This window comes from Mycolicibacterium vulneris (assembly GCF_002104765.1).
Lineage (GTDB): Bacteria > Actinomycetota > Actinomycetes > Mycobacteriales > Mycobacteriaceae > Mycobacterium > Mycobacterium vulneris.
On the sequence record NZ_NCXM01000047.1, the window covers coordinates 1 to 26,478 of the forward strand.

Consider the following 26,478-nt stretch of genomic DNA (forward strand, 5'->3'; position numbering starts at 1 on the left):
GCGTACCGGCGCGGCGTGGGCGACGACACCATTGCGCCCGAGGTCATCGACCGCATCCTGATCGGCGCCTGCGCCGCCATCTATCTGGTGTTGCTGGGCGTCAGCGTGGCGGCCGCCGTCGCGCTGACGGACCTGGGCAGGGGCTTTCACAAGGCGGCCAGCAGCCCGCACACCACCTGGGTGCTGTACGCCGTCATCATCGTTTCGGCGCTGATCATCGCGGGCGCGATCCCCATCCTGTTGCGGGCCCGCCGGATGTCGCAGGCCGAGCCGGCCGCCCAGGCGATGACCGCGCCGTCACGCGGGCCGGCAAGGCCTTCGGTGCGGCTGGGGACCGGCGCCCTGCGCCCCGGGAGCGAGCGGACCGCTACCGTCGAATCGGCCGCACCGGCCCCGGGCGCCGAGTGGTCGGGCGAGGCGGTAGACCGAGTCTGGTTGCGCGGCACCGTGATCCTGATCGGCACCATGGGCGCGGCGCTGATCGCCGTCGCGACGGCGACCTATCTGATGGCGATCGGCCACGATGGCGCCTCGTGGGGCGGGTATGGATTCGCCGGCGTCATCACCGCGGCCATGCCGGTGGTGGAGTGGCTGCACATTCGTCAGCTCCGCCAGGTCGTCGCCGAGCAATAGCCGCCGCTGCCGCCGCACGGCTCGGCGTCCGCCATCAAGGTCCGGACCCCGCGCCCATTCCGGTGCGCCGAGGGTGGCGAAGCGTCGGGCACGAGCCGTTGCGTTGTCGGCGGCGGCCCCGCAGTCGGTGCGGATGACGGCCACGGGCAACGCGATCCCTCCCGTGCGGACCGCATCACCAACGAATTGCCCGGTTTGGTCACGCTGCTGGCGCCCTTGCTCGGCGGCGTCAGCTCCCTCAACGTCAACTGGCCGCCCTGGCAGCGGCCGCCGGACTTCAACTGGCCGGCGTGGGAGAACAAACGCCAGCACGCGATGACGGTCATCGGGGGACACGCGCGGGTCAACCTGCTGATCGTCCCGTACGCGACCTACAGCGCGCTGGCGCTGATGGTGGCGCTGCGCCGCCGGGCTCCCCGTCGAAACCCGCGACATGGGTAAGCGGGTGTGCGTCACGGCCGGCTCGATCCTGCGGGCCGCCCAGCAGCAACGGGCCTACGCCCACCCGTAGGGCGGGACACCGAAAACCGGTGGGGGAGCCAGCTAGTGCTCGCCGCCCTCGCCGTTCGTCGACCCGTTGAGGCCGTCCTGGTGTTCGCGCAGAGCGGTCAGGGCGCGCAATTCCGAGCCGTGCGCCGCCTCGCGCAACGCCGCATCCTCGGACGCCGGGTCGGCGAACAGGAAGCTGCCGCTGCCCGGAGATCCGGCCGAGCCCAGCTTGTTCATCTTCTTGGGCAGTGGCGCGCCCTGGTATTCCAGCGGCAGCGGGTGACCGTGGTCGTCGACCGGGCCCAGCGGCTGGTGCAGCTCGACGTAGGCGCCGTGCGGCAGCCGCTTGATGATGCCGGTCTCGATGCCGTGCTCGAGCACCGCGCGGTCGCTGCGCTGCAGGCCGATGCACCACCGGTAGGTGATGAAGTAGACCACCGGCGGAACGATCACCATGCCGATGCGCCCGATCCACGTCGTCGCATTCAGCGAGATGTCGAACTTGAACGCGATGATGTCGTTCATCGCGCACAGCGTCAGCAGCATGTAGAACGCGATCGCCATCGCACCGATCGACGTGCGCACCGGCACGTCGCGCGGCCGCTGCAGCAGGTTGTGGTGCGCGTAGTCTCCGCTGAACCGCTTCTCCAGGAACGGATAGACGATCAGCAGACCGAACACACCGCCCATGATCAGCGCCACCCAGACCACCGCCGGGATGGTGTGGTGCCAGAAGTAGAACTCCCACGGCGGCCAGATGCGCGCCAGGCCCTCGGTCCACATCATGTAGAAGTCCGGCTGCGAACCGGCCGACACGTGGGACGGCTTGTACGGGCCCAAGTTCCAGATCGGGTTGATCTGCAGCAGGCCACCCATCAAACCCAGCACGCCCACGATCGCGGCGAAGAACGCCCCGGACTTGACGGCGAACACCGGCATCACTCGCACGCCGACCACGTTGTGCTCGGTGCGGCCGGGGCCGGGGAACTGGGTGTGCTTCTGGAACCACACCATGGCCAGGTGCAGCCCGATCAGCGCCAGGATGATCCCGGGCAGCAGCAGGATGTGCAGGGAGTACATCCGCGGGATGATGTAACCCGCTGTGGCGCATTCGTTTCCGACGCCGCCGCAGGGGAAGTCACCGCCGAACAGGGCCCAGTGCAGCCAGGTGCCGATCACCGGCATGCCCAACGTGATTGAGGACAGCGCGGCGCGCAACCCGATGCCGGACAGCAGGTCGTCGGGCAGCGAGTAGCCGAAGTAGCCCTCGAACATGGCCAGGATCAGAAGCAGCGAACCGATGACCCAGTTGGCCTCGCGCGGGCGCCGGAAGGCGCCGGTGAAGAAGATGCGGGCCAGGTGCACCATGATCGACGCGGAGAAGATCAGTGCCGCCCAGTGGTGGACCTGACGCACGAACAGACCGCCGCGCACCTCGAAGGAGATGTCGAGGGTCGATGCGAAGGCCTTCGACATGTCTACGCCGCGCAGCGGCTGGTAGGCGCCGTTGTAGGTGATCTCGGCCATGGACGGATCGAAGAACAGCGTCAGGTACACGCCGGTGAGCAGCAGCACGATGAAGCTGTACATCGCGATCTCACCCAGCAGGAACGACCAGTGGGTGGGAAAGACCTTGTTGAGCTGTCTACGGACCGCCGCGGACGGGTGGTAGCGCGTGTCGATGTCCTCGCCTTGACGGGCCAGGACATCGCCGATCTTCGGGGGACTCAATTTCGGACTCATGTCGTCGTCCTCTCCCAGAATGCCGGTCCGACGGGTTCGACGAAGTCACCGTTGGCGACCAGATACCCGTTGGAGTCGATGGTGATCGGCAGTTGCGCCAACGCGCGCGCGGCAGGCCCGAAAATCGGCTTGGCGAAGTGCAGCGCGTCGAACTGCGACTGGTGGCAAGGGCACAAGATCCGGTAGGACTGCTCCTCGTACAGCGACGCGGGGCAACCGAGGTGCGAGCAGACCTTGGTGTAGGCGAAGAACTCGCCGAAGTTGAAGCTCTCCTGGCCCTGCCGCTTGACCACGCGGTTCATGTCGGTGGGCCGAACTCGGATGAGCATCACCGGGTTTCGCACACCCTGGTTGATGGCCCGCAGCTTTTCCTGCGATTCCGGTGTGGTGCCGTCGCCGTCGGACTCCCGCCACGGGAAGACCGTTTCCATGCCGCCGGCGTCGAGGTCTTCGGGGCGCATCTTGACGAACGGCGACGTGGAGGCGGAGCCAGTGGCGCGCGCCAGATAGATGGTCTCGCCGTGGTAGCGCGGGCTCCACCCGGACGTCCACAGCACGGCCTTCTTGCCGTCGGCAGTGGGCACGACCGGCTTCCACGGGTTCTTGATCAAGCCTCCGGCAAACGCGACCAGGCTAGACAGGCCGAAGGCGCCCAGCCCCATCCCCAGCGACAGGCCGATCAGCTTGCGCCGCCCGACCGTCGACCCCTGATACGCGTCGGCCAGGTTCGCCACCACCGTCTTGCGGTCGACGTCGCGCGAGGCGCCATCGTGGCGGTCCTGAATCGAAATCTCTTCGGGGATAAAGCGTTTCTGGTACAGGATGACGCCGATGCCGATCGACAGGATCGCCATCCCGAAGGTCAAGCCGTATAGCGGGGTGGTCAGGTCGTACAGGAAGCTGCCGGCGCTCTCCTTGGGCTTGTACTCCCAGGGCCAGAACAAGAAGATCAGCAGCAGCGCCAGCCCGAAGAAACCGCCCAGCAAAAGCCAGAGGGCGACGCCACGCTCGGCGCGCTTTTCGGCTTTCGTGCCCTCGATCGGCCAACGGGGTTCCTTGAACACCGTGTCGACGCCGTCCAGCTTGCCGCCCAGCGCCACCAGTTCCTGCTGCGACATGGCGGCCAGCGCCGCGTCGTCGGGTTCCCTCGCGCCGGTGCCGTGCGGGTTCCCGCCGGTGTCAGAGCCGCGAACGTCCTGGTCGCTCATGCTCGTGCCCCAATCCACAGTGCCAGCCCGATGGCCGCGACCATCCCGATGATCCAGGCGGCCATGCCCTCGGGTGCGGGCCCGAATCCGCCCAGGCCGTAGCCGCCCGGCTGGCGCTCCTCGGTCACCGCCTTGATGTAGCCGATGATGTCCTTCTTGGCCTCGAACGACAGCTGGCGGTCGGAGAATTTCGGCATGTTCTGCGGACCGGTCCGCATGGCCGCCAGGATCTGCTGCTCGTTGGCGGGCCCCAGGTCCGGCGCGAACTTGCCGGACGACAGCGCGCCACCCTTACCGGTGAAGTTGTGGCAGGAGGAGCAGTTCAGCCGGAACAGGTCGCCACCGCGGCCCAGGTCCTCGCCGCGCAGCGAGCGCATCGCCAGGCTGCCGTCCGGGTTGCGCACAGTCGTCGGGCCGCCGCCGTTGGCCTGGACGTAGGCGCCCAGCGCGTCGACCTGGCCCTCGTCGAAGATCGGTTCCTTGCGCGGCGCCTGGGCCTCGCCGGTCATCGCCGGCATCCGGCCCGTCGACACCTGGAAGTAGACGGCTTCCTCGCCGACGCCGATCAGGCTCGGCCCGCGGTCGGCGACACCCTGCAGGTTGGCGCCGTGGCAGGACACGCAGGACGTGTCGAACAGCTGCTTGCCGGTGCGCAGCAGAGCCGAGTTCGACTCGTCGGCGACGGCCACCTGCGGTCGCGGAGTCAGGATGGCGGCCAGACCGCCGGCGATGGTCAGCGCGATCAGCAGCAGCAGACCGCCGGACAGCCGGCGGCGCAGCCGCCGTCGCGAACGGTCACGCTGCCCCTGTGGCGGCTTGGCCGCACCGGATCGGGTAGACCCCAGTTTCTTCAACCGAGCACTCCTGTTCGTCCAGCGCCTGCTCATCGGATGAAATAGATCACGGCGAACAGCGCGATCCACACGATGTCGACGAAATGCCAGTAGTACGAGACGACGATGCTGGCCGTAGCCTGCGCCGGCGTGAACTTGCTCATCGCGGTGCGGGCCAGCAAGAAGATGAATGCGATCAACCCGCCGGTGACGTGCAGGCCGTGGAATCCGGTCGCGAGGTAGAACACGCTGCCGTAGGCGCTGCCGGGGATCGTGGTTCCGTGCGACATCAGGTGGTAGTACTCGTAGCCCTGACCGCAAACGAAGAACAGGCCCATCAGGAAGGTCAGCACGTACCAGCGGCGCAGCCCGAACACGTCGCCGCGCTCGGCCGCGAACACCCCCATCTGGCAGGTGAACGACGATGCGATCAGCACCAATGTGACCGGGACGGCCTGATACAGGTTCAGTTCGGTCGGCGGTGGCGGCCACTTCCCGCCCGATTGGGCGCGAGCGGTGAAGTACATCGCGAAGAGGCCAGCAAAGAACATCAACTCGCTGGAAAGCCAAACGATGGTGCCGACGCTGACCATGTTGGGTCGGTTCAGCGAATGCACCCGCGACGTAATTGCAGTACCCGAAGTCCCGGCAGCGCTGGTCACATCCGCAAGTATGACGCTTTGTAGTTGTTGAACTCCACCCGGGGCGGGTTTTCATGTCCCGCGCGTGGCGCGCGGGTGCGCAGTGGGCCGCTCGCGGAGACGGTTGGGGCAGATGTGGTCGTCGTGGGACCATCGGCGCGTGGCTTTGTCATCTAAGGCTCCGTCTGTGGGCGGGCCGTCCGGCGCACCCACAACCTCGTGGCCGCGGATCCTGTCCCGTCTGACCGGCGGGCAGGACCTGGCGCGCGGACAGGCCGCCTGGGCCATGGACCGGATCATGGCCGGCGACGCGAGCCCCGCCCAGATCGCGGCCTTCGCGGTGGCGATGCAGGTGAAGGTTCCCACCTCGGCCGAAGTCATCGAGCTGGCCGACGTCATGCTCGACCACGCGCTGCCGATGCCCCCGGGCGCCATCCGCGACGACACCGTCGACATCGTCGGCACCGGCGGCGACGGCGTCAACACCGTGAACCTTTCCACGATGGCGGCGCTCGTGGCCGCGGCCGCGGGCGTCCCGGTGGTCAAACACGGCAACCGGGCGGCCTCGTCGTTGTCCGGCGGCGCCGACACGCTCGAGGCGCTTGGCATCCGCATCGACCTCGGCCCCGAGCAGGTCGCACGCAGCCTCGCCGAGGTCGGCATCGGGTTCTGCTTCGCGCCGCTGTTTCACCCGTCCTACCGGCACACCTCCGCGGTGCGCCGTGAGATCGGCGTGCCGACGGTGTTCAATCTCCTTGGGCCGCTTACCAATCCGGCACGGCCGCGGGCAGGATTGATCGGCTGCGCGTTCGCTGAGCTCTCCGAGGTGATGGCCGGGGTGTTCGCCGCCCGCCGGTCCAGTGTGCTGGTGGTGCACGGTGACGACGGGCTCGACGAGCTGACGACCACCACCACCAGCACGATCTGGCGGGTGCAGGCCGGCACCGTGGACAAGCTGACCTTCGATCCGGCTGGATTCGGTTTCCCCCGAGCCGATCTCGACGATTTGTTGGGCGGTGACGCCCGGGCCAACGCGGCGGAGGTTCGCGCGGTGCTGGCCGGTGGCAAGGGCCCGGTGCGCGACGCCGTCGTCCTCAATGCCGCCGGCGCGATCGTCGCGCACGCCGGGTTATCCAGCCGCGCTGAATGGTTGCCGGCGTGGGAGGACGGGCTGGCCCGCGCCTGTAAGGCCATCGATTCCGGTGCGGCCGAACAGCTGCTCGCGCGATGGGTGCGGTTCGGCCAGCAGGTCTGATTCCCGCAGCGCCTGCTCGCCGGCCAGTCGTGCCGAGCGCGCGGCCGCGGCCCATGCCGACCAGGCACCGGCCGACCGCAGCGGGGAAGCCCAGCCATCCTCGGCGACCCGGACGATGCGCACCCCGGGCGCCGTCAACCAGCGCGCGATGAGCGCGGTCTCCTCGACCAGTGCGCCGCCGAGTGGGGCGGGTGTGGGCAGAATCGCTTGTGCCCCAGCAACAATCGCGTCGACGACAGGCATTGGCGGCACCCCGCGCCGGGCGCTGCCCGCCGCGGCGAGCTGGCCGTGGCGGATGACGGCCAGGTGATAGCCACCCGCGCCGTCGGGCGCGGCGGCGATCAGCTCGGGCAGCGCTGCCAGCGCGCGCAGCCGCTGACCGCGCCACAGCGTCTCGACCGCGGTGACGGTGCGGTCGCGCAGGCGCGCGGCGCTCTCGAAGTGATGCCGCTCGGCGAGCGCACCCACCTGATCCACGGCCGACCTCAGCGCGCCGTTGTCCGCGCCGTCGACCAGCGCCGCGACCCGCGCCACGGCGGCGGCGTACTGGGTGGCATTGACGCCGCGCGCGGCCGGGCACGGCGACACCTCCGCCTCGGCGCACAGCGGCCCGTGCAGCGCCGAGCGGCCCAGCCGGTTGGTGCAGGTTCGTAACCCGGTGAACCGCGCCAGCAGCGCGGCGGTGTCGGCGGCGTCGGCGCGGGCCCGGAACGGGCCGACGGCCCGGTCGTGCCGCGGCGCCCGCACCACGGCCAGGCGGGGGAAGGCCTCCTCGGTGAGCGCTACCCACCACCAGCGCTGCGGGAACCGGGACCGCCGGTTGTACGGCGGGGCGTGCGCGGCCAGCAGCCGCAGCTCGCGCACGCCGGCCTCCAGCGCGTGGGCGCACTCGACGTGGTCGACCGCGCCGGCCAGCGCGACCATCTCCTTCATGCGGCCCCGGGGGTCGGCGCCGGTGAAGTATTGGCTGACCCGCCGCCGCAGGTCGACGGCGGTGCCGACGTAGAGCACCTCGCCCGACGGCCCGCGGAACAGGTACACGCCCGGCCGGCGCGGCAGGCCCTCGGCGAGCACCCGCTTGCGGCGCTGGGCGGGTGTCACGTCGGGCAGGTAGGAGCGCAGGTCGGCATAGGTGTGCACGCCCTGGTTGCCCACCCGCTCGATGAGGGCGTGCAAGACGTCGACGGTGGCGCGCGCGTCGTCCAGGGCGCGGTGGGTGGGCTGGGTGGCGACGGCGAACAGCCGCGCCAGCGAGGCCAGCCGCACGCTGGGCGCTTCCTCGCGGCTGAGCACCCGCCGGGCCAGCCGGACCGTGCACAGCACCTGCGGCCGCGGCCAGGCGATGTCGCACCGCTGCGCGGCAGCACGCAGGAAGCCGATGTCGAACCCGGCGTTGTGCGCGACCAGCACCGCGTCACCGGCGAACTCCAGGAACATCGGCAGGACGGAGTCGATGGTCGGTGCGTCGGAAATCATCGCGGTGGTGATGCCGGTCAGCTGGACGATCTGCGGCGGGATGCTGCGCTGCGGATCCACCAGGGTGGCGAACTCGCCGAGCACCACGCCGCCGCGCACCTTGACCGCCCCGATTTCGGTGATGGCGTCGGGCACGGTGCCCGCCGTGCCCTTGGTGCGCCCGCCGGTGGTCTCCAGGTCGACCACGACGAAGGTGGTCTCGCGCAGCGAGAGCTCGTCGGGCGTGAACGGTGACCCCACGTCGGCGAAGCTCAGCTGAGTCGCACCCCTGGAAGCCACGGCGGTGACGTTAAGGCTGACGACCGACACCCGCGCGGCTCCCACGCCGGGCGCGGGGCCGGAATGCGGGAACGGATACCTGTCGGTGCCCGCGGTTACCGTTTGGGCAGTCCGGCGTGATGTTCGCCCACCCATGTGCCGGAGCCAGAGCGAGAGGACCGATCCCGATGGCACCAAGAACTGGACCTACCGACGTCGGCGTGACACCCCCGGACCCGGGGACGCCGGTGGTGATCGACTGCGACGAGTGCGCGGTGCGCGGCCCCGGCTGCCGCGACTGTGTCGTCAGCGTGATACTCGGGGTTCCGGATACTTTATTGCAGGATGAACGAGCGGCTTTGGAAGTTCTTGCCGAGGTTGGCTTGGCGCCGCGACTTCGTCTCGTCCCGATTCGTCGGGATCGAGGTTCTGGTGTAGCCTAATTGCCTTGTCCCACAAAGGTCCTCGGGCCGCGCGAAACGATTCACATAGAAGTGACAGGATTCTTTCTAATTTCTTAACCGCTTGCTTTGGACAAACGCCGATATCGTTTCGTAACCTGTTTGAGACCTAAACCAGCTCGACGACCTATCCGTGGTCGATGGCCGTTTAAGGAAGCAAATCTTGAGGCTTGACTCTAGGTACCCGGTTGCGCGTGTCCTCACACGTTCGGCCATAGGGGCACTAGCTGGCTTCGCGATCTTCTCCGGTGTCATGACCGCCCCCGCGTGGGGCGACCCGGCCGAAGACGCCACGGCAAAACTCAACGAACTGTCCCGCCAGGCCGAGCAGACCACCGAGGCGATGCACAGCGCCCAGCTTGATCTGAACGATAAGTTGACCGCCCAGCGCGCCGCGGACAAGAGGCACAACGATGACCAGGCCGCGGTCGATGCGGCCAAGGCGCATCTGTCGTCGTATCAGGACTCGGTCAACAAGCTGGCCGCCGCGACCTACATGGGCGGTCACGTCGACGGCATGGAGGCCATCCTGACCGCCGGCTCGCCACAGGGCCTGATCGACAAGCTGGCCGTGCAGCGGGTGATGGCCACGCAGATGGCCAGCCAGATGAAGAGCTACCGGATCGCCGGGGAGCAGGCCGCCAAGGCCGAGCGGGAATCCGCCAAGTCCGCCGCCGACGCCAAGAGCGCGGCCGAGCAGGCCGCGGCGGTCCGGGCGAGCCTGCAGTCCAAGCAGAGCCAGCTGCAGGTGCAGATCGCGGTCGTCAAGTCTCAATACCTTTCTTTAACTGCCGATCAGCGCACCGCGCTGGCCAATCCAGGTCCTGCCGCACCGGCCCCGGAAGCGGCGCCCCCGGGCGCGCCCCCCGGGCAGGCTCCGGGTGAGGGTCCGCCCGCTGGTGGAATGCCCGGCATGCCCGGCATGGCTCCCAACGGGGTCGGCGGCGGTGACCGTGCCACCGTCGTGCAGGCCGCGCTGACCCAGGTCGGTTCGCCCTACGTGTGGGGCGGCTCCGCGCCCGGCGGGTTCGATTGCTCCGGCCTGGTGATGTGGGCGTTCCAGCAGGCCGGTATCTCGCTGCCACACTCCAGCCAGGCGTTGGCCCACGGCGGCCAGCCCGTCTCGCTGGGGGAGCTACAGCCCGGTGACGTGCTCACCTTCTATTCCGATGCGTCGCACACCGGCATCTACATCGGTGACGGCATGATGATCCACTCCTCCACCTATGGCGTGCCGGTCCGGGTGGCGCCGATGAGCGCCGGCGGCCCGATCTACGACGCCCGCCGTTACTAGAGACCCTCGACCGCGGCGCCGGCGGCTCCCGATACTGCTGGCCTGGGTATTCGTCGTCGAGCTACTGGTGGCCGCGGCCGTGCCGTTCGATGCCGTGCGCGAAAGCCGGATCCGGCCGGCGCAGCTGGTCACGCCCGCCCGCAGCCAAGTCAGTGCGTCGACGAAGTCGATCACCGTCGGTGACCGCACCGTCCGGCTGCGGGGGCTTGGCGGGGCCGCCAGCGACCGGTTGCTGTCCCGGGTGGCCTCGACCATGGGCGCGGCGATCGCCGCGGTGGAGTCGTTCTGGGGCGCCGACTGGCCGCACGAGGTCTCGGTGGTCGCGGCCGGCACCGACGAGGAGTTTCGCGCGGCCGCCGGCGGGGGACCGGCGTCCCAGTGGGCCGACATCGCGGCCGTGACGGTCGTCGACAGTGTCGACCCCGTTCGCCGGGTCGCCGTCGGCCAGCGGATCGTGTTCGCGCCGGGCGCGGCCAACATGAGCGCCGCATCGCTGCGAATCGTGTTGACCCACGAGCTTTTTCATTACGCCGCGCGCGTCGACACCATCGCGGACGCGCCCCGCTGGCTCACCGAGGGGGTGGCCGACTTCGTTGGCCGCCCGCCCACACCGGTCCCCACCGACACGTTGCTACCCATGACCTTGCCCACCGACAGCGACCTGGACGTGCCCGGGGCACAGCGCTCGCTGGCCTACGACCGCGCCTGGTGGTTCGCCCGCTTCGTTGCCGACACCTTCGGCCCGCCCAAGTTGCGCGACCTCTACCTGGCCACCTGCGGCATCAGGCACGCCGACATGGCCGCCGCCGGCCAGGACGTGCTGGGCGCCAGCCCGGCGGGCCTGCTCACGCGCTGGCAGCAGTGGCTGACCCACTAAGCCGGCTCGCCGGGCTCAGGCCGTGTGCACGGTTCGCATCGTCGCCAAGCTAGCCTGACCCAGGTGAGTCGGGTCCTGCTGGTAACCAACGACTTTCCGCCCCGCCGGGGCGGCATCCAGTCGTACCTCGGTGAGTTCGTCGGACAGCTGGTGGACGCAGGCCCGCATTCGGTGACGGTGTACGCGCCGCAATGGAAGGGCGCCGAGGCGTACGACGAGGCCGCCCGCTACCGGGTGGTGCGCCACCCGGGCACCCTGATGCTGCCCGGCCCGGCGGTCGACACCCGGATGCGGCGGCTGATCGCCGACGAGGGCATCGACACCGTCTGGTTCGGGGCCGCCGCACCGCTGGCGCTGCTGGCACAGCGCGCCCGCGGGGCCGGGGCGAGCCGGGTGCTGGCCAGCACGCACGGTCACGAGGTCGGGTGGTCGATGCTCCCGGTCGCGCGCTCGGTGCTGCGCCGCATCGGCGACGACACCGACGTCGTCACCTTCGTCAGCCGCTACACCCGTTCCCGGTTCGCGCCGGCCTTCGGTCCCAAGGCTTCGCTGGAATACCTGCCGTCCGGGGTGGACATCGACCGGTTCCGGCCCGATCCGGCGGGCCGGGCGCAGCTGCGTGACCGCTACGGGCTGGGGGAGCGGCCCACCGTGGTGTGCGTGTCCCGGCTGGTACCGCGCAAAGGCCAGGACATGCTCATCAAAGCCCTGCCGTCGATCCGGCGCCGCGTCGACGGCGCCGCCCTGGTCATCGTCGGCGGCGGCCCCTACGAGGACTCGCTGCGCGCACTGGCCCGCGAGTGCGGGGTGGCCGACGATGTCACCTTCACCGGCGGTGTACCGGCCGCGGAGCTGCCCACGCACCACGCGCTGGCCGACGTGTTCGCGATGCCGTGCCGCACCCGCGGCGCGGGGCTGGACGTCGAGGGGCTGGGCATCGTGTTCCTCGAGGCGTCGGCGACCGGCGTGCCGGTGATCGCCGGCAGATCCGGGGGAGCTCCAGAAACGGTGCAGCACAACAAGACCGGGCTGGTCGTCGACGGCCGCGAGGTGGACGAGATCGCCGACGCCGTCGTCGAGTTGCTGACCGATCGCGACCGGGCCGCCGCGATGGGCGCGGCCGGGCGCGACTGGGTGACGGCCCAGTGGCGCTGGGACACCCTGGCGGCACGGTTGGGGGCGCTGCTCGGCTGAACGGCGCTCCGCGCCGGCGAGCGGGCCCGCTAGTCCTTCTCGTAGATGGCCTCGATGTCGGAGGCGAACTTCTCGGCCACCACGTTGCGCTTGACCTTCATCGTCGGCGTCAGTTCACCGGTGTCCTCGGTGAAATCGACCGGCAGGATGCGGAACTTGCGGATCGACTCCGCGTGCGACACCGCCTGATTGGCGTCCTTGATGGCCGCGTCCACCTCGGCGACCAGGTCGGGGTCGGTGGTCAGATCGCTCACCGACGCGCCGGCGCCCTTCTGGTTGCGCTGCTTCCAGCCGTCGAACGCTTCGGGGTCGATGGTGATCAACGCGCCGATGAACGGCTTGTTGTCCCCGACGACCATCGCCTGGCTGATCAACGGATGGGCGCGCAGCCGGTCCTCCAGGACGGCCGGTGCGACGTTCTTGCCGCCCGCGGTCACGATGATTTCCTTCTTGCGCCCGGTGATCTTCAGGAAGCCGTCTTCGTCGAGCACACCCAGGTCGCCGGTCTTGAACCAGCCGTCGGTGAAGGCGTCCTCGGTGGCCTGCTCGTTGCGCCAGTAGCCGCTGCACACCACGCCGCCGCGCACCAGCAGTTCGCCGTCCTCGGCGATGCGCATGCTGTTGCCGGGCACCAGCGTTCCGACGGTGCCGATCTTGACGTTGCCGACCTGGTTGACGGTGATCGCCGAGCTGGTCTCGGTCAGGCCATAGCCCTCGTGGATGGTCAGGCCCACGCCGCGGTAGAAGTGCCCCAGCCTCGAGCCCAGCGGCGCGCCGCCGGAGACGGCCGCGTGGCAGTCGCCGCCCAGCGCGGCGCGCAATTTGTTGTACACCAACCGGTCGAACACGGCGTGCTTGGCGCGCAGCGCCAGCCCGCGGCGGCCGCGGTCCTGCGCCTCACTCCAGTCGACGGCGGTCTGCACGGCCGCCGCGAAGATCCGGCCCTTGCCGTCGTTGGAGGCGTTCTGCTCGGCGGTGTTGTAGACCTTTTCGAACACCCGCGGGACCGACACCACCACCGTCGGCTTGAACACCGCGAACAGCGGCACCAGGTTCTTGATGTCGCTGGTGAATCCGACGGTGACCTTGTTGGCGAACGCGGACAGCGTCAGTGAGCGCGCCAGCACGTGCGCCAGCGGCAAGAAGACCAGCAGCCGCTGCCCCTCGTCGAGCAGCGTCGGCAGGCTCTCCTTGGCGCCCCTGGTCTCATAGAGCAGATTCGAGTGCGTCAGCTGGCACCCCTTGGGCCGCCCGGTGGTGCCCGAGGTGTAGATGAGCGTCGCCGGGTCCTCGGCCCGCAGCCCCTCGAGGCGGGCGGTCAGCTCGGCCGGCTCCACCGATGCGCCGGCCTCCACCAGCTGGTCGAGCGCCTTGGGACCCGAACCGTCGATGTGCAGCACCCGGCGCAGCGCAGGCAGCTCGGCGGTCAGCTCGGTGACCATCGCCGCGTGCTCGTCGGTCTCGGCGAACGCCAGCACCGCCTCGGAGTCCTGCAGCACCCAGCGCACCTGCTCGGCCGACGACGTCTCATAGATCGGCACGGTGACCGCGCCCACCGACAGGATCGCCAGGTCGAGGATCGCCCATTCGTAGCGGGTGGCCGAGAAGATGGACACCCGGTCGCCTGCCTGCACGCCCAGCGAGATCAAACCCAGTGCGGCGGAGCGGATCTGGCTGGCCGCCTCGGCGCAGGTGACGTCGGTCCACTCGCCGTCGACTTGACGCTGGTAGATGACGAAGTCGGGGGCTTCGCGCTCGTGTTCGAAGACCATCGCGGCGATATTGTCCTGGTCGCCGATGGAATAGCGGGCGGGGACGCTGTACTCACGCACTCTTATGACCTCGATTGACCTCGTGAAGATTCCCGGGAGCCGGGTTGCTGGTGATCAGCCTAATCCGCGCGTTGAGCCAGCACAGCCAGAGTGGGGTCGGGCGGGCACGTAATTGCCCGCCGCGATGTCGGGCCCGCCCTCGGCGGAGCGCAGCGGGCCGGTGTGTGAAGCTGTGATCATGAACAGCATCCAGATCGCGGATGAGACTTTTGTCGCCGCCGACGGCGCGCGGGTGGGCGCCGCGGTCGCCGATCCCTCGAGCTGGCGCCGCTGGTGGCCGGACCTGCGGCTGCAGGTCGTCGAGGATCGCGGGGAGAAGGGCATCCGGTGGTCGGTCACCGGCGCGCTGACCGGGACCATGGAGATCTGGCTGGAACCGTCGCTGGACGGAGTCGTGCTGCACTACTTCCTGCACGCCGAGCCGACGGGGGTGGCGGCCTGGCAGCTGGCCAAGCTGAATCTGGCGAAGATGACGCACCGCCGTCGGGTGGCGGGCAAGAAAATGGCGTTCGAGGTGAAGACGACACTGGAACGGTCACGTCCGGTCGGAGTTTCTCCGGTAGTTTAGCCGGGTCAGGACCGCGCAGAGAGTACCGTGTCGGACCGAGACCCGCGGGGTCCCCCACATCGGAGGGGTCGATCCGTTCGCGGGAGAGAGGGCAGCAACCAGGTGGCGGAGAAGACGACGCAAACCATCTACATCGAAGCCGACCCGGCCACCGTGATGCGAGTGATCGCGGATATCGATTCCTACCCGCAGTGGATCTCGGAGTACAAGGAAGCCGAGGTTCAGGAGAAGGACGCTGACGGCTACCCCAAAGTTGCCCGGATCGTCATGGACGCCACGGTGATCAAGGACACGATGGTGATGTCCTACGAGTGGCCCAAGGATCGCCAGTCGGTGAGCTGGACGCTGGTGTCGAGTTCACTGCTGCGCTCGCTCGAAGGCTCATATCGGTTGGCCGCCAAGGGATCCGGCACCGAGGTCACCTACGAACTCTCCGTCGATCTGGCCATGCCGATGATCGGCCTGCTCAAGCGCAAGGCCGAGCGCCGGTTGACCGACACCGCGCTGAAAGATCTCAAGAAACGAGTCGAGGCTGAGTGAGTCCGCTGCGCCTGCCCCGGCCCGAATCAGCCTTTTCGTCGGCAAAGGCGGGGTAGGGAAATCCACCCTGGCTTGCGCCACCGCCGTCGGCGCCGCGAGCGCCGGGCAGCGAGCGCTGGTGATCTCCACCGACCAGGCGCACTCGCTGGGTGACGTCCTGGGCATCACCGTCTCGCCCAGTAAGGGCGAACCGGTGCGGGTGCTCGCCGACCTCGAAACCGGGAACGCGGAGGCCGGCGGCGGGTTTCTCGACGCGCTGGCGTTGGACACGCTGGCGCTGCTCGAGGCCCGCTGGCACGACGTCGTCGCCACGCTGGACCGGCGCTTCCCCGACTCGGAACTGGGTACCATTGCGCCCGAAGAACTTTCGGCACTGCCGGGCGTTCAGGAAGTGCTCGGTCTGTACGCCGTCGGCGAGCTGGCGCGGTCGGGGGGATGGGACCGCGTGGTGGTCGACTGCGCGTCGACCGCCGATGCGCTGCGGATGTTGACGTTGCCCGCCACCTTCGGGCTGTATGTCGAGCGGGCGTGGCCGCGTCATCGCCGGCTGTCCGTCACCGCCGATGACGCTCCGTCCGCGGCGGTGGTCGCACTGCTCGAGCGGATCAGCTCGAGCGTGGAGTCGCTCAGCACGTTGCTCACCGACGGCGATCTGGTCAGCGCGCACCTGGTGCTGACCCCCGAGCGGGTGGTCGCGGCCGAGGCGGCCCGAACGCTGGGCTCGCTGGCCCTGATGGGGGTGCGTGTCGAAGAGCTGATCGTGAATCAAGTTCTGCTGCAAGACGCCTCGTACGAGTACCGCAACCTGCCCGAGCACCCCGCCTTCTACTGGTACACCGAGCGCATCGCCGAGCAGCAGGGGGTGCTGGACGAGCTCGATGCCACCATCGGTGAGGTGGCGCTGGTGATGACCCCGCACCTGTCCGGCGAGCCGATCGGTCCCAAGGCGCTGAGCGGGCTGCTCGAAGCCGCCCGGCGGCGCGGCGGCACGGCGCCGCCCGGCCCGCTGCGGCCCACCGTCGACCTCGAATCCGGGACGGGACTAGGGTCCATCTACCGAATGCGCCTAGCGTTGCCGCAACTCGATCCGTCGGCCCTGACGTTGGGCCGCGTCGATGACGATCTGATCGTCAGCGCCGGGGGTTTGCGGCGCCGGGTTAGGTTGGCGTCAGTACTTCGGCGGTGCACCGTGCTGGACGCACATCTGCGGGGCAGCGAGCTGACGGTGCGTTTTCGACCAGATCCGGAGGTGTGGCCGAAGTGAGTGGGGCTCATTCCGATATCGGTCCGGAACTGCGCAGGCTCGCCCAGACGATCCTGGACGGCATCGACCCCACGGTGCGCGCGGCGGCGGCGCTGACGGCCGGCGCGGGTGTCGGCACCGGCAAGTGTCAGCAGGTGTGGTGCCCGGTGTGCGCGCTGGCCGCGTTGGCGACCGGCGACCAGCACCCGTTGCTCACCGCGATCGCCGACCACAGCATCGCCCTGCTCGAGGTGATCCGCGACATCGTCAACGACATGGACCGCTCCGCCAAGCCCACGCCGGAACCACCGGACGGCCCGCCCGGCGGCGGGCCCGGCGCGCCGCCGGGCGATACCCAAGAGACCGCGTCGCGGACCCGCTATCAGCCCATCCCGGTCACGCTCGAGGAGTGAGCGGGCTGCGTCGCAGGTGGTCGGTTCGGGTGGGGATGGGTACAGTTGGCGCAGACATCAGTGGTATAGCCGAGAGGGAGGGCCATGTGGTACTGGCTGTTCAAGTACGTGCTCCTCGGCCCGCTACTGTCATTGCTGGGCCGGCCGAAAGTTGAAGGCCTAGAGCACGTTCCGAGTTCCGGGCCGGCGATTCTGGCCAGCAACCACCTGGCGGTGATGGACAGCTTCTATCTTCCGCTGGTGGTGCGGCGCCGAATCACGTTCCTGGCCAAGTCGGAATATTTCACCGGCACCGGTCTGAAGGGCTGGTTCCAGCGGTGGTTCTTCACCGCCGTCGGCCAGGTGCCGATCGACCGAACCGACGCCGACAGCGCCCAGGCCGCGTTGAACACCGCGCAGCAGGTGCTGAGCCAGGGCAAGTTGCTGGGCATGTATCCCGAGGGCACGCGGTCGCCGGACGGGCGGCTCTACAAGGGCAAGACGGGACTGGCGCGGCTGGCGCTGGAGACCGGTGTTCCGGTGATCCCGGTCGCGATGATCGGCACCAACGTCGTCAACCCGCCCGGGACGAACATGCTGCGGTTCGGCCGCGTCACCGTCCGCTTCGGCGAGCCGATGGACTTTTCCCGGTTCGACGGGCTGGCCGGCAACCGCTTCATCGAGCGGGCCGTCACCGACGAGGTGATCTACGAGCTGATGGGGCTGTCCGGCCAGGAATACGTCGACATCTACGCGGCGAGCCTAAAAAAGGGCGGTGACGACGCGGCGAACGGCCAGGCCGCGCGGATTCCCGAGACGGCCGCCGGTTAGCTGTCGTGACCTGACACGTTGTTGTCAGGCAGCGAGTCGACTGATTGGTGGTCGTCCGCCGAGGGCGGAGGGGCCTCGTCGAGTGTTGTAGCGGTGAAGGAATTGGTCAAGACCGCGTCTGCGTAGGGTGCTGTTGATCCAGGGCCGGGCGTAGGCCCATTCGTTGAGCAGGGTCCGGTTGAAGCGTTCTGCTTTGCCGTTGGTCCAGGGACAGCCGGGCTTGCTGAATCGGCGTTTGAGTTGCCAGGCCGAACAAACCCAGCCCCAGTCGGTGCCGTGTCGGTAGACCAACGCGTTGTCGGTCAGTAACCGACGCACGCGCACGCCGTGGGCGGCGAACCAGGCCAGTGCCCGGTGGAGAAACCCAGCGCACGTCGGGTCCTTCTCGTCGGAGAGCACTTCGCTGTAGGCCAGCCGGGTGTAGTCATCGATGGCGGTGTGGACGTAGTCGTAGCCGATCTTGGCCTTCTTGTGCCGGTGGGTAACTGAGACCGCGGCGTCGCGGCCGTGCAACCGCCAGCCACCGCCTGAGGGGATGCGGCCGAGCTTTTTGACGTCGACATGGACCATGGCCCCTGGCGTGGGGTGTTCGTAGCGGCTGGGGCTTCGCCGAGAGCAGCGCACCGCCTCGCCGGTGATCGGGTCGATGGCATTAGATGCGGCATCTGGTGGCGCGCCAGGATCCGCCCGACCGTCGAGGGAGTCAGATCGAGTTCGGCGGCAAGCACCACAGCGCCGCGCTTACGGCGTCGGCGGGCGGCGAGCACCTTCTGCTCGACCCGATGGCTGGTGCGGTTGGGCGTCCGGATCGGCCGTGACGAACGGTCAGCCAGCGCGGCATTGCCGCCCTGGGCATATCGGCGCAACCACTTGTACACCGTTGCCCGCGAAATCCCCAGTTGCTCAGCCACATGCGCGGCCGGCCACCCGGCGGCGACACGCTCAACGATCAGCCGACGAGCGAACACATTGGTACGGGCGTTAGCGTGAGACACAAGGACCTCCTACGGGTGAATGCCAGACACATCCACTCCGTCAGGAGGTCCGCCCACTTTCAAGCAGGCACGCCGTTAACAACCTCCCGGGTCACGACAGCTAGCCGACAGCGGTAACCGGTGCCAGCGGCTGCGGGGCGGCATCCCGCGCAACTCCTCGGGCCGTGACGGTGACTCCCACCGTGACCACGACCGCCAGCGCCCACCAGACGTAGGACATCCCGGCCAGCTGACGCCACCAGACCGCGCTGGCCTCGTGGTGCTTGGGCAGCAGGTCGATCGGCGACCATCGCATCAACGCCACCCCGATGACGCTGACCACCATCAGCGCCGCGTTGCGGCGCCGCCAGCCCAAAATCCCCGTCACCAGCACCGCCGGCAGCACCCAGACCCAGTGGTGCGACCAGGACACCGGGGACACCACCAGCCCGAACAGCGCGACGCACACCAGCGCGAGCGTGGGCTCGTCGGCGTGCAGCACCCGTCGCATCGCCCAGACCGTCACGGCCAGCACCAGCAGCGACGCGGCCACCCAGAGCAGGGACCGTTCCTGCTGTCCCAGCCCCAGCCGGGCCAGCGCGCCGGCGATGTTCTGGTCGGTGTTCAACGACGCCGAACCGATCCGGTCGGTGTGGAGCAGGGTGTGCGTCCAGTACTCCCACGAGTCGTTCCAGGCCAGCGCGAAGCCCAGCAGCGTCGACCCCACGAACGACGCCAGCGCGGTCAGCGCCGCGCGGGTGTCGCGCCGCAGCAGGAAATAGAGCAGGAACACGGCCGGGGTCAGCTTCAGCGCCATGCCCACGCCCAGCAGCAGCCCGCGCGGCCATGGCGTGCGCCGCGGCACGCAGTCGGCGATCACCAGCGTCATCAGCACCACGTTGATCTGGCCGAAGGCGAAGTTCGAGCTGATCGGTTCCAGCCAGACCGTCGCCGCGGCCGCCGCGACGATCGCCAGCCACCACCGGCGCAGCCAGGCCGGGCCGGGCAGGGCCGTCGAGGCGCTCCAGACGTCCAGGCGGGTCAGCACGATCACGGTCGACACGACCAGTAGCACCAGCGTCAATGCGGTGATCACGACGCTGGCGGTGGGCATGTGCATCCAGGCGAACGGGCAGAACACGATGGCGGCCAGCGGCGGATAGGTGAACGGCAGATCCACGATCGGCGTGTGGAACAGCACGTCGCCGCGGTACAGCGGATGGCCGTCCATCCAGGCCCGGGCGCCCATCTGATAGACGTCGATGTCGATGCGATAGGGCGTGTGCCCGAACAGCTGCCACGCCGCATAACTCAGCCCCGCGGCGGCCACCAGCCAAGCCAGCCCCCACCACAGCGCCCAGCCGGGTCGATTGCCCACGCCGGGCGCCTGCCGTGTACTCATGTCGCACAACAGCGTAATGGGTACCCGGGCCCCGACCCGCCTGGTGCAGCGCGGGTCCCACGGGCCAGGCGCAGACAGGCGTACGTTTCAAGAGTGCTCCATTCGTTCGTGGCCGAGGTGACCCGATGGTTCACACACGACATCCACGCCAGTGGCCACCTGCCGCTGCTGTGCTGTCTGGTCGCCTTCATCCTGACGTTTTTCGTCACGCGAACGTTCGTGCGGTTCATCCGCCATCACGCCACCACCGGCCGGCCGAGGCGGTGGTGGCACCCGCGCAACGTCCACGTCGGTGGCGTGCACATCCACCATGTGACCTTCGGGGTGGTCTTGACCCTGATCTCCGGCCTGATGCTGGTCACGCTGTCCATCGACGGTCACGAACCCGAGTTCATCGTTGCCGCAACGCTGTTCGGCATCGGCGCCGCCCTGGTCCTGGACGAGTATGCGTTGATCCTGCACCTGTCCGACGTCTACTGGTCCGAGGACGGCCGCACCTCGGTGGACGCGGTGTTCGCCGCGGTGGCGGTGGCCGGGCTGTTGATCATGGGCCTGCACCCGCTGATGTTCTTCCTGCCGATCTGGCACGGCGTCGACTCGACGGTGCTGCGGGCGGTGGTGGCCAGCGCCATGGCGTTGACCTTGCCGCTGGCCGTCGTGGTGGTGCTCAAGGGCAAGGTGTGGACCGGCCTGCTGGGCATGTTCCTGGTCGTCCTGCTGGTCATCGGGGCGATCCGGCTGTCGCGTCCGCACGCCCCCTGGGCCCGGTGGCGATACTCCAGGCAACCGGAAAAGATGCGCCGCGCGCTGCAACGTGAGCGGCGGCTGCGGCGCCCGGTGGTGCGGGCCAAGCTGTATTTGCAGTGCGCCATCGCCGGCACACCGCGGTTGCCCGACGAACGCACCGTCGACGCCACGCTCGACCACGAGGTCCACCCCGCGCCGGCGCCCACCGGCCCCATCCTGATTAGCCGGTAACTCGCGTCCCCAGGGCCGATGGACCGGCTCCTCATTCGTGCCGTGCCGGCACTCATCGTCGCCGGTCTAGGCTGTCTCCGGTGCGGTATTTCTACGACACCGAATTCATCGAGGACGGCCGCACCATCGAGCTGATCTCGATCGGGGTGGTAGCCGAAGACGGCCGCGAATACTACGCGGTGTCCACGGAATTCGACCCCGAGCGCGCCGGGCCCTGGGTGCGCGCCAACGTGCTGCCCAAGTTGCCGCCGCCGGCGTCGCAGCTGTGGCGCTCGCGCCGCCAGATCCGCGAAGACCTGGAGGGCTTCTTCGGCCTGAATTCTGGGCAGGCGGCGCCTGAACCGATCGAACTGTGGGCCTGGGTGGCGGCGTACGACCACGTGGCCTTGTGCCAGCTGTGGGGGACCATGCCGGAGCTGCCGCGATCCATCCCTCGTTTCACCCGCGAGCTGCGGCAACTGTGGGAAGACCGGGGCAGCCCGCGGATGCCGCCGCGGCCGTCCGATGCGCACGATGCGCTGGTCGACGCGCGCGATCAGCTCCGCAGATACCGGCTCATCACGTCCGGGGACTGAGCCGGCGGGCGGATGGGCCCGCAGAGTCGAGTTCGCGCAGATCAACCCTGACCTGCGGCGTCCGTGCCCCAGTTAAGATGAACCGATGAACTGGACCGTCGACATACCGATCGATCAGCTGCCGCCGCTGCCGCCGCTGCCGACCGATCTGCGGGCGCGGTTGGACGCCGCACTGGCCAAACCGGCCGCCCAGCAGCCCAGCTGGCCCGCCGACCGGGCGAGGGCGATGCGCACGGTCCTGGAGAGCGTGCCGCCGGTGACGGTGCCGTCGGAGATTGTCCTGTTGCAGGAGCAGCTGGCCCAGGTAGCGCGGGGCGAGGCGTTCCTGCTGCAAGGCGGCGATTGCGCGGAGACGTTCACCGAGAACACCGAACCCCACATTCGCGGCAATGTGCGCACCCTGCTGCAGATGGCGGTGGTGCTGACTTACGGCTCGAGTCTGCCGGTGGTCAAGGTGGCCCGCATCGCCGGGCAGTACGCCAAGCCGCGGTCGGCCGACATCGACGCGCTGGGGTTGAAGTCCTATCGCGGCGACATGATCAACGGCTTCGCCCCGGACGCCGCCGTGCGCGAGCATGACCCGTCGCGGTTGGTGCGCGCCTACGCCAACGCCAGCGCGGCGATGAATCTGGTTCGGGCGCTGACGTCTTCGGGATTGGCCTCGCTGCACCTGGTGCACGACTGGAACCGCGAATTCGTCCGGACCTCCCCGGCCGGCGCCCGGTACGAGGCGCTGGCCACCGAGATCGACCGCGGCCTGCGCTTCATGAGCGCCTGCGGCGTGGCCGACCGCAACCTGCAGACCGCCGAGATCTACGCCAGCCACGAGGCTTTGGTGCTCGACTACGAGCGGTCCATGCTGCGCCTGTCCGAAAGCGACAGCGGCGAACCGCAGCTGTACGACCTGTCGGCGCACACCGTGTGGATCGGTGAGCGGACCCGTCAGCTGGACGGCGCGCACATCGCATTCGCGGAGGTGATCGCCAACCCGATCGGCGTCAAGATCGGCCCGACGATCACCCCGGAGCTGGCCGTCGAGTACGTCGAGCGGCTCGACCCGCACAACAAGCCCGGCCGGCTGACGCTGGTGAGCAGGATGGGCAACAACAAGGTGCGCGATCTGCTGCCCCCGATCGTGGAGAAGGTCCAGGCCACCGGTCACCAGGTGATCTGGCAGTGCGACCCGATGCACGGCAACACCCACGAGTCGTCCAACGGTTACAAGACCCGCCACTTCGACCGCATCGTCGACGAGGTGCAGGGGTTCTTCGAGGTGCACCGCGCGCTGGGCACCCACCCGGGCGGCATCCACGTGGAGATCACCGGCGACAACGTCACCGAGTGTCTGGGTGGGGCGCAAGACATTTCGGACACCGACTTGGTCGGCCGCTACGAAACCGCCTGCGACCCACGGCTGAACACCCAACAGTCGCTGGAATTGGCCTTCCTCGTCGCGGAGATGCTGCGCGACTAGCGGCGCACCGAAAGCCGCTCCCTTTGTGGGCTCGACTGCGCGACCGGAGCCGTGGCCGCGTGGCGTTGTTGCCGCGTGAACCGGGCTCGTAGGTTCCCCCACACGATGCGCGGCAGCAGGGCGGGCGCTCGGAGCCGCGACGGCGGGTCGATGAAGTTGGAGACTCGAAAGAAGCGCTCGGTCAGGACCATGTCCTGGGTTGCGGCGTTCAGCGCCGCCCTGGACATCCAGCCCTGCAGTCGCTGCCGGATCCCGCGTGGCCGGTAGACGCCGGAGGTGGTCCGGTCTCTGGTCCGATTGGCGGCCCATGTCTCGCCGATGTACTGGGCCGTCGCCCGGAAAAAGCGCTGTGCCAGGTGCGCATCTCCCGCGCGCAGACAATCGCGCAGGGTCAGTGCCTCCAGCGCGGCGATAGTCATGCCTTGGCCGTAGGTCGGATCGAGACTGCATAACGCGTCGCCGATCACCAGCAACCCCGAAGGGAATTCGGCCAGCTGGTCGTAGCGTCGCGCGTCGAAATCGGTTGGCGGCTCGCCGCCGTCGGCCGGCACGCCGATCGCCAGCATGAACGTGTCGTGCTCGTTGGCAAGCAACAAACCGCCCGGCCTGCCGCCCCCGGGGTTGAACATCACCAGCCGCTGGGCGATCGATCCCTCGGGGATGCTCAGCTGTTGGCTCGCATAGCCGATTCTGGCCACCGCCCGGGCCTCGGTTGGCCGTTCGTACCCCAGGCTCTCCAAGAACGCCGGGGTGCGCGCCCCGCGCCCCATGGCGTCCACCACCAGATCGGCGTCCACCGCCCTAAGAAAACCGTTGTAGCGCCGGGTGATTCGGACACCGTTGACGATGTCCGCGGTGGTGAGAAGCCCGGACACGTCGTGCCCGTCGAGGAACGTCACATTGGGCAGCGCCTTGACCCGCCGGCGCAGGTGGAACTCCATGAACGGCAGGGTCGTCATATAGAGCGCCAACGCATCCGGATCGCTGAACGCGCCCGAGTGTTTCAGCTCGTAGCGCCCGACACGCACGTAGAACCGCGACAGATCGCCGTCGTCGACGACAACGGCCCCTGCCCTGGACAGGTCCTCGAGCAGGCCGGGAAACAGTTCGTCCAGCACCTGCAGGCCGCGGCTGTGGAAGTTGTGCGCGTGGCGGCCTTGGGGGAGGCCCCTGCGATGGCACGGGTGGTCGGGCAACCTGTCCCGCTCGACCACGCTGACCGAATCGTAGAACTCCGAAAGCACGCGCGCAGCAAGCAAACCCGCCATTCCGGCACCTAGTACGATCGCGTGCTCGCCGAGCCGGTTCGGCGAGTCGACGTCATGCAGTGCCGGACCCATGCAGAACCACGGTACACCAAAACTAAGAAAACTAAGAAAACTTTGTGATTGGCTTAAGATTCGTGTCGTTGGGAGCGCGGTCGGCTCGCCGGGGTCGTGGCCGCCGGGCGGCGCATCCTTGCCGGCATACGGCGGCGCCCGGCCCGCTACAGTAGCCCGTTCAGGTTGCTTCCGATCGTCCACGCCGCGGTGGCGACCAGCCCCGTGATCGCCAGCACCAGCGCCACCCAGACCAGCACCATGCGCCGGTTATGCTGACGCGCCCAGACGAATTCGCTGATCGGGATCCCCGCGAATTCGCCTGCGACCGCCTCATATTCGTAATCGTCCTCGTCCTCGTCCTCGCCGTCGGTCTGTGGCGGGCGGGCCGGCTCCGACCAGTCCTGGGGGCCCCGCGTCATCTGGCGAGTGGGCTGACGCACCGGCGCCGGGCCGGGTGGGTCGGGCTGCTGCGCGGTGGGTGGCCGCTGGGGGGTCTGGCCGCGCTGCAGCGCCGCCGACCGGTGTTGTGCGGAGTTGCGGGGCGCCGGCACCCGAAAGGCCGGCAGCGCAAGCTCTTCGGCGATCGCGTCGAGGTCCGCGCGCATCTCGATGGCGTCGGCATACCGTTCGCCCGGGTCGCGGGACGTCGCGCGCTGGACGAATTCGTCGAACTGCGCCGGCACACCGTCGATGACCGCGCTGGGCGGCGGCACGTCGGTGTCCAGCCGCTGGTAAGCGAGCGACAACGCCGAGTCGCCGGTGAACGGGGTGCGCCCGGTCAGCAGCTCATAGATCATGATCCCCGTGGAGTAGACGTCGCTGCGCGGACTGGCGTCGCCATCGCGCACCTGCTCGGGCGACAGGTAGGCCGCGGTGCCCAAAATCACGCTGGTGGAGGTGATTCCGGCGGCCGCGACGGCCCGGACCAAACCGAAGTCGGCGATTTTCACCTCGCCTTCGTCGGAGATCAGCACGTTCTCGGGCTTGACGTCGCGATGCACCAGGCCGGCCCGGTGGGCGGCGGCCAGCCCGCCGAGCACCGGACGAAGCACCGCCGCCACCGCGTACGGCGGCATGGGTCCGCGTTCGCCCAGCAGTTCGCGCAGCGTGCCACCCTCGATGAGCTCCATCACCAGGAACGGGTGCCGGGCGTCCAGGCCCTGGTCGTAGACCGCCACCAGCCCGGGATCCTTCAGCCGGGCCACGGTTTGCGCCTCACGCTGGAAGCGGGTCAGGAATTGCTCGTCGCCGGCGTAGCGGGAATCCATCACCTTCACCGCGACGGGACGATCGAGCCGGGTGTCCAGGCCGCGATACACCGTCGAGGTGCCGCCGCTGGCGATCCTGGACTGAACCAGGTAGCGGCCGTCCAGCAAAGTGTTGTCCAGCGGGTCGACCGATCCGGCCCCGGGTCGGCGACGATGCGGGCCGGGCCGACCCGAGGTGGGGGTCCCGCCCGCTCGCGGGGGAGGGCCGGGCGGTTCAGCTGGGGCCACGGGGCCATCGTAGGTGCGCGGCCGTGATTGGCCGGTAGAACACGGGCTCAACGCGGCCATCTAGGCCTACACTTGCCCGGATGAGCAGTATTCCTGCCGGCGACGATGTGCTAGAACCCGACGAGCCGATCTATGACCTGAAGCGGGTCGCCGAATTGATGGGGGTGCCGGTCACCAAGGTGCACCAGCAACTCCGGGAGGGGCACCTGGTTGCGGTTCGCCGCGGCGAGGGACTGGTGGTACCGCAGGTGTTCTTCACCAAGTCCGGTGAGGTGGTCAAGAGCCTGTCGGGATTGTTGACGATCTTGCACGACGGCGGCTATCACGACACCGAGATCGTGCGCTGGTTGTTCACCCGGGACCCCTCGTTGACGGTCACCCGCGACGGCAGCCGGGATGCCCTCAACAACGCCCGTCCCGTCGACGCCCTGCACGCCCACCAGGCGCGGGAAGTCGTGCGCCGGGCGCAGGCGATGGCCTACTGAACCC

General features: G+C 68.8%; 23 protein-coding genes and 3 pseudogenes. 16 read left to right on the forward strand and 10 right to left on the reverse strand.

What is annotated here, in order from left to right:
- Together B8W69_RS27790 and B8W69_RS31685 are read left to right on the forward strand one after the other, a co-directional pair.
- Window positions 1–633, forward strand: a 633-nt coding sequence (locus tag B8W69_RS27790) for a DUF2561 family protein (RefSeq protein ID WP_110882089.1), incomplete at its 5' end; no start/stop codon positions are given.
- A 174-nt stretch (window positions 634–807) separates the two neighbouring features.
- Window positions 808–1,144, forward strand: a pseudogene (locus tag B8W69_RS31685) (DUF5994 family protein).
- A 32-nt stretch (window positions 1,145–1,176) separates the two neighbouring features.
- Here the strand turns inward: B8W69_RS31685 and qcrB are convergent.
- The 4 genes from qcrB to ctaE are packed head-to-tail and all read right to left on the reverse strand — an operon-like array spanning window position 1,177 to window position 5,568.
- Window positions 1,177–2,865 carry a cytochrome bc1 complex cytochrome b subunit gene (qcrB, locus tag B8W69_RS27800; RefSeq protein WP_085292900.1) on the reverse strand — a complete coding sequence of 563 codons (1,689 nt, stop codon included), beginning with the start codon at window positions 2,863–2,865 and terminating at the stop codon, window positions 1,177–1,179.
- Entirely contained in the window at window positions 2,862–4,073 is a 1,212-nt protein-coding gene (gene qcrA, locus B8W69_RS27805; RefSeq protein ID WP_085292901.1) for a cytochrome bc1 complex Rieske iron-sulfur subunit, read from the reverse strand. The genes qcrB and qcrA overlap by 4 nt, the downstream gene beginning before the upstream one ends.
- Window positions 4,070–4,927, reverse strand: a complete 858-nt coding sequence (gene qcrC, locus B8W69_RS27810; protein ID WP_085292902.1) for a cytochrome bc1 complex diheme cytochrome c subunit — start codon at window positions 4,925–4,927, stop codon at window positions 4,070–4,072. Before qcrC ends, qcrA begins: the two co-directional genes overlap by 4 nt.
- Window positions 4,928–4,956: 29 nt before the next feature.
- Entirely contained in the window at window positions 4,957–5,568 is a 612-nt protein-coding gene (gene ctaE, locus B8W69_RS27815; protein WP_064877534.1) for an aa3-type cytochrome oxidase subunit III, read from the reverse strand.
- 139 nt (window positions 5,569–5,707) lie between these two features.
- Between ctaE and trpD the strand changes: the two genes are divergently transcribed.
- Window positions 5,708–6,802 carry an anthranilate phosphoribosyltransferase gene (gene trpD, locus B8W69_RS31690; RefSeq protein WP_245843389.1) on the forward strand — a complete coding sequence of 365 codons (1,095 nt, stop codon included), beginning with the start codon at window positions 5,708–5,710 and terminating at the stop codon, window positions 6,800–6,802.
- Here trpD and B8W69_RS27825 read toward each other — a convergent pair.
- Window positions 6,740–8,692, reverse strand: a pseudogene (locus B8W69_RS27825) (DEDD exonuclease domain-containing protein); the annotation flags it as partial. The gene trpD and the pseudogene B8W69_RS27825 sit on opposite strands and share 63 nt — an antisense overlap.
- Before the next feature lie 32 nt (window positions 8,693–8,724).
- Here B8W69_RS27825 and B8W69_RS27830 point away from each other — a divergent pair.
- From B8W69_RS27830 to pimB, 4 genes are all read left to right on the forward strand, one after another.
- Window positions 8,725–8,979, forward strand: a complete 255-nt coding sequence (locus B8W69_RS27830) for a hypothetical protein (RefSeq protein ID WP_085292904.1) — start codon at window positions 8,725–8,727, stop codon at window positions 8,977–8,979.
- Between the two features lie 181 nt (window positions 8,980–9,160).
- Window positions 9,161–10,291, forward strand: coding sequence for a peptidoglycan hydrolase RipC (gene ripC, locus B8W69_RS27835; protein WP_085292905.1), 1,131 nt, complete (start codon window positions 9,161–9,163; stop codon window positions 10,289–10,291).
- 34 nt (window positions 10,292–10,325) lie between these two features.
- A complete protein-coding gene (locus tag B8W69_RS27840; protein ID WP_245843390.1) occupies window positions 10,326–11,168 on the forward strand; it encodes a hypothetical protein in 843 nt (280 codons plus the stop codon).
- A 63-nt stretch (window positions 11,169–11,231) separates the two neighbouring features.
- Window positions 11,232–12,362, forward strand: coding sequence for a GDP-mannose-dependent alpha-(1-6)-phosphatidylinositol monomannoside mannosyltransferase (gene pimB / locus B8W69_RS27845; RefSeq protein ID WP_085292907.1), 1,131 nt, complete (start codon window positions 11,232–11,234; stop codon window positions 12,360–12,362).
- A 29-nt stretch (window positions 12,363–12,391) separates the two neighbouring features.
- On the opposite strand, the gene B8W69_RS27850 is transcribed toward pimB, so the two are convergent.
- Window positions 12,392–14,194, reverse strand: coding sequence for an AMP-dependent synthetase/ligase (locus tag B8W69_RS27850; protein WP_085292908.1), 1,803 nt, complete (start codon window positions 14,192–14,194; stop codon window positions 12,392–12,394).
- Between the two features lie 178 nt (window positions 14,195–14,372).
- On the opposite strand from B8W69_RS27850, the gene B8W69_RS27855 reads away from it, so the two are divergent.
- The 5 genes from B8W69_RS27855 (at window position 14,373) to B8W69_RS27875 (ending at window position 17,768) form a co-directional block, all read left to right on the forward strand.
- Complete coding sequence (locus B8W69_RS27855; RefSeq protein WP_085292927.1) at window positions 14,373–14,762, forward strand: polyketide cyclase / dehydrase and lipid transport; 390 nt, start codon at window positions 14,373–14,375, stop codon at window positions 14,760–14,762.
- A 102-nt stretch (window positions 14,763–14,864) separates the two neighbouring features.
- On the forward strand, window positions 14,865–15,302 hold the full coding sequence (locus tag B8W69_RS27860; protein ID WP_085292909.1) for an SRPBCC family protein: 438 nt from the start codon (window positions 14,865–14,867) through the stop codon (window positions 15,300–15,302).
- Window positions 15,295–16,566, forward strand: coding sequence for an ArsA family ATPase (locus tag B8W69_RS27865; protein WP_110882090.1), 1,272 nt, complete (start codon window positions 15,295–15,297; stop codon window positions 16,564–16,566). Before B8W69_RS27860 ends, B8W69_RS27865 begins: the two co-directional genes overlap by 8 nt.
- Window positions 16,563–16,958: a hypothetical protein gene (locus tag B8W69_RS27870; protein WP_085292928.1), complete on the forward strand. Its 396-nt coding sequence runs from the start codon at window positions 16,563–16,565 to the stop codon at window positions 16,956–16,958. The genes B8W69_RS27865 and B8W69_RS27870 overlap by 4 nt, the downstream gene beginning before the upstream one ends.
- 84 nt (window positions 16,959–17,042) lie before the next feature.
- Complete coding sequence (locus tag B8W69_RS27875; RefSeq protein WP_085292911.1) at window positions 17,043–17,768, forward strand: lysophospholipid acyltransferase family protein; 726 nt, start codon at window positions 17,043–17,045, stop codon at window positions 17,766–17,768.
- 24 nt (window positions 17,769–17,792) lie between these two features.
- On the opposite strand, the pseudogene B8W69_RS27880 reads toward B8W69_RS27875, so the two are convergent.
- Window positions 17,793–18,763, reverse strand: a pseudogene (locus B8W69_RS27880) (IS481 family transposase).
- 100 nt (window positions 18,764–18,863) lie between these two features.
- Complete coding sequence (locus tag B8W69_RS27885; protein WP_085292912.1) at window positions 18,864–20,144, reverse strand: glycosyltransferase 87 family protein; 1,281 nt, start codon at window positions 20,142–20,144, stop codon at window positions 18,864–18,866.
- A 108-nt stretch (window positions 20,145–20,252) separates the two neighbouring features.
- Between B8W69_RS27885 and B8W69_RS27890 the strand changes: the two genes are divergently transcribed.
- From B8W69_RS27890 to B8W69_RS27900, 3 genes are all read left to right on the forward strand, one after another.
- Window positions 20,253–21,122: a hypothetical protein gene (locus B8W69_RS27890; protein ID WP_439330649.1), complete on the forward strand. Its 870-nt coding sequence runs from the start codon at window positions 20,253–20,255 to the stop codon at window positions 21,120–21,122.
- A gap of 80 nt (window positions 21,123–21,202) precedes the next feature.
- A complete protein-coding gene (locus B8W69_RS27895) occupies window positions 21,203–21,697 on the forward strand; it encodes a polyadenylate-specific 3'-exoribonuclease AS (protein ID WP_085292914.1) in 495 nt (164 codons plus the stop codon).
- 85 nt (window positions 21,698–21,782) lie between these two features.
- Entirely contained in the window at window positions 21,783–23,171 is a 1,389-nt protein-coding gene (locus B8W69_RS27900; protein ID WP_085292915.1) for a class II 3-deoxy-7-phosphoheptulonate synthase, read from the forward strand.
- On the opposite strand, the gene B8W69_RS27905 is transcribed toward B8W69_RS27900, so the two are convergent.
- Window positions 23,168–24,511, reverse strand: a complete 1,344-nt coding sequence (locus tag B8W69_RS27905) for an FAD-dependent oxidoreductase (RefSeq protein ID WP_085292916.1) — start codon at window positions 24,509–24,511, stop codon at window positions 23,168–23,170. The two genes, B8W69_RS27900 and B8W69_RS27905, sit on opposite strands and share 4 nt — an antisense overlap.
- A 146-nt stretch (window positions 24,512–24,657) precedes the next feature.
- Window positions 24,658–25,989 (reverse strand): protein kinase domain-containing protein, encoded by a 1,332-nt coding sequence (locus B8W69_RS27910; protein WP_439330648.1) that lies wholly within the window; start codon window positions 25,987–25,989, stop codon window positions 24,658–24,660.
- An 80-nt stretch (window positions 25,990–26,069) separates the two neighbouring features.
- On the opposite strand from B8W69_RS27910, the gene B8W69_RS27915 reads away from it, so the two are divergent.
- Window positions 26,070–26,474: an Rv2175c family DNA-binding protein gene (locus tag B8W69_RS27915; protein ID WP_085292917.1), complete on the forward strand. Its 405-nt coding sequence runs from the start codon at window positions 26,070–26,072 to the stop codon at window positions 26,472–26,474.
- Window positions 26,475–26,478: the final 4 nt, after the last annotated feature.

What these genes read in the sequence shown, in the direction of transcription:
- B8W69_RS27905 (WP_085292916.1), bottom strand. Translation starts at nt 24,511, where the DNA reads ATGGGTCCGGCACTGCATGACGTCGACTCGCCGAACCGGCTCGGCGAG.
- B8W69_RS27855 (WP_085292927.1), top strand. Translation starts at nt 14,373, where the DNA reads ATGAACAGCATCCAGATCGCGGATGAGACTTTTGTCGCCGCCGACGGC.
- B8W69_RS27875 (WP_085292911.1), top strand. Translation starts at nt 17,043, where the DNA reads ATGTGGTACTGGCTGTTCAAGTACGTGCTCCTCGGCCCGCTACTGTCA.
- B8W69_RS27830 (WP_085292904.1), top strand. Translation starts at nt 8,725, where the DNA reads ATGGCACCAAGAACTGGACCTACCGACGTCGGCGTGACACCCCCGGAC.
- B8W69_RS27885 (WP_085292912.1), bottom strand. Translation starts at nt 20,144, where the DNA reads ATGAGTACACGGCAGGCGCCCGGCGTGGGCAATCGACCCGGCTGGGCG.
- B8W69_RS27900 (WP_085292915.1), top strand. Translation starts at nt 21,783, where the DNA reads ATGAACTGGACCGTCGACATACCGATCGATCAGCTGCCGCCGCTGCCG.
- B8W69_RS27915 (WP_085292917.1), top strand. Translation starts at nt 26,070, where the DNA reads ATGAGCAGTATTCCTGCCGGCGACGATGTGCTAGAACCCGACGAGCCG.
- qcrB (WP_085292900.1), bottom strand. Translation starts at nt 2,865, where the DNA reads ATGAGTCCGAAATTGAGTCCCCCGAAGATCGGCGATGTCCTGGCCCGT.
- qcrA (WP_085292901.1), bottom strand. Translation starts at nt 4,073, where the DNA reads ATGAGCGACCAGGACGTTCGCGGCTCTGACACCGGCGGGAACCCGCAC.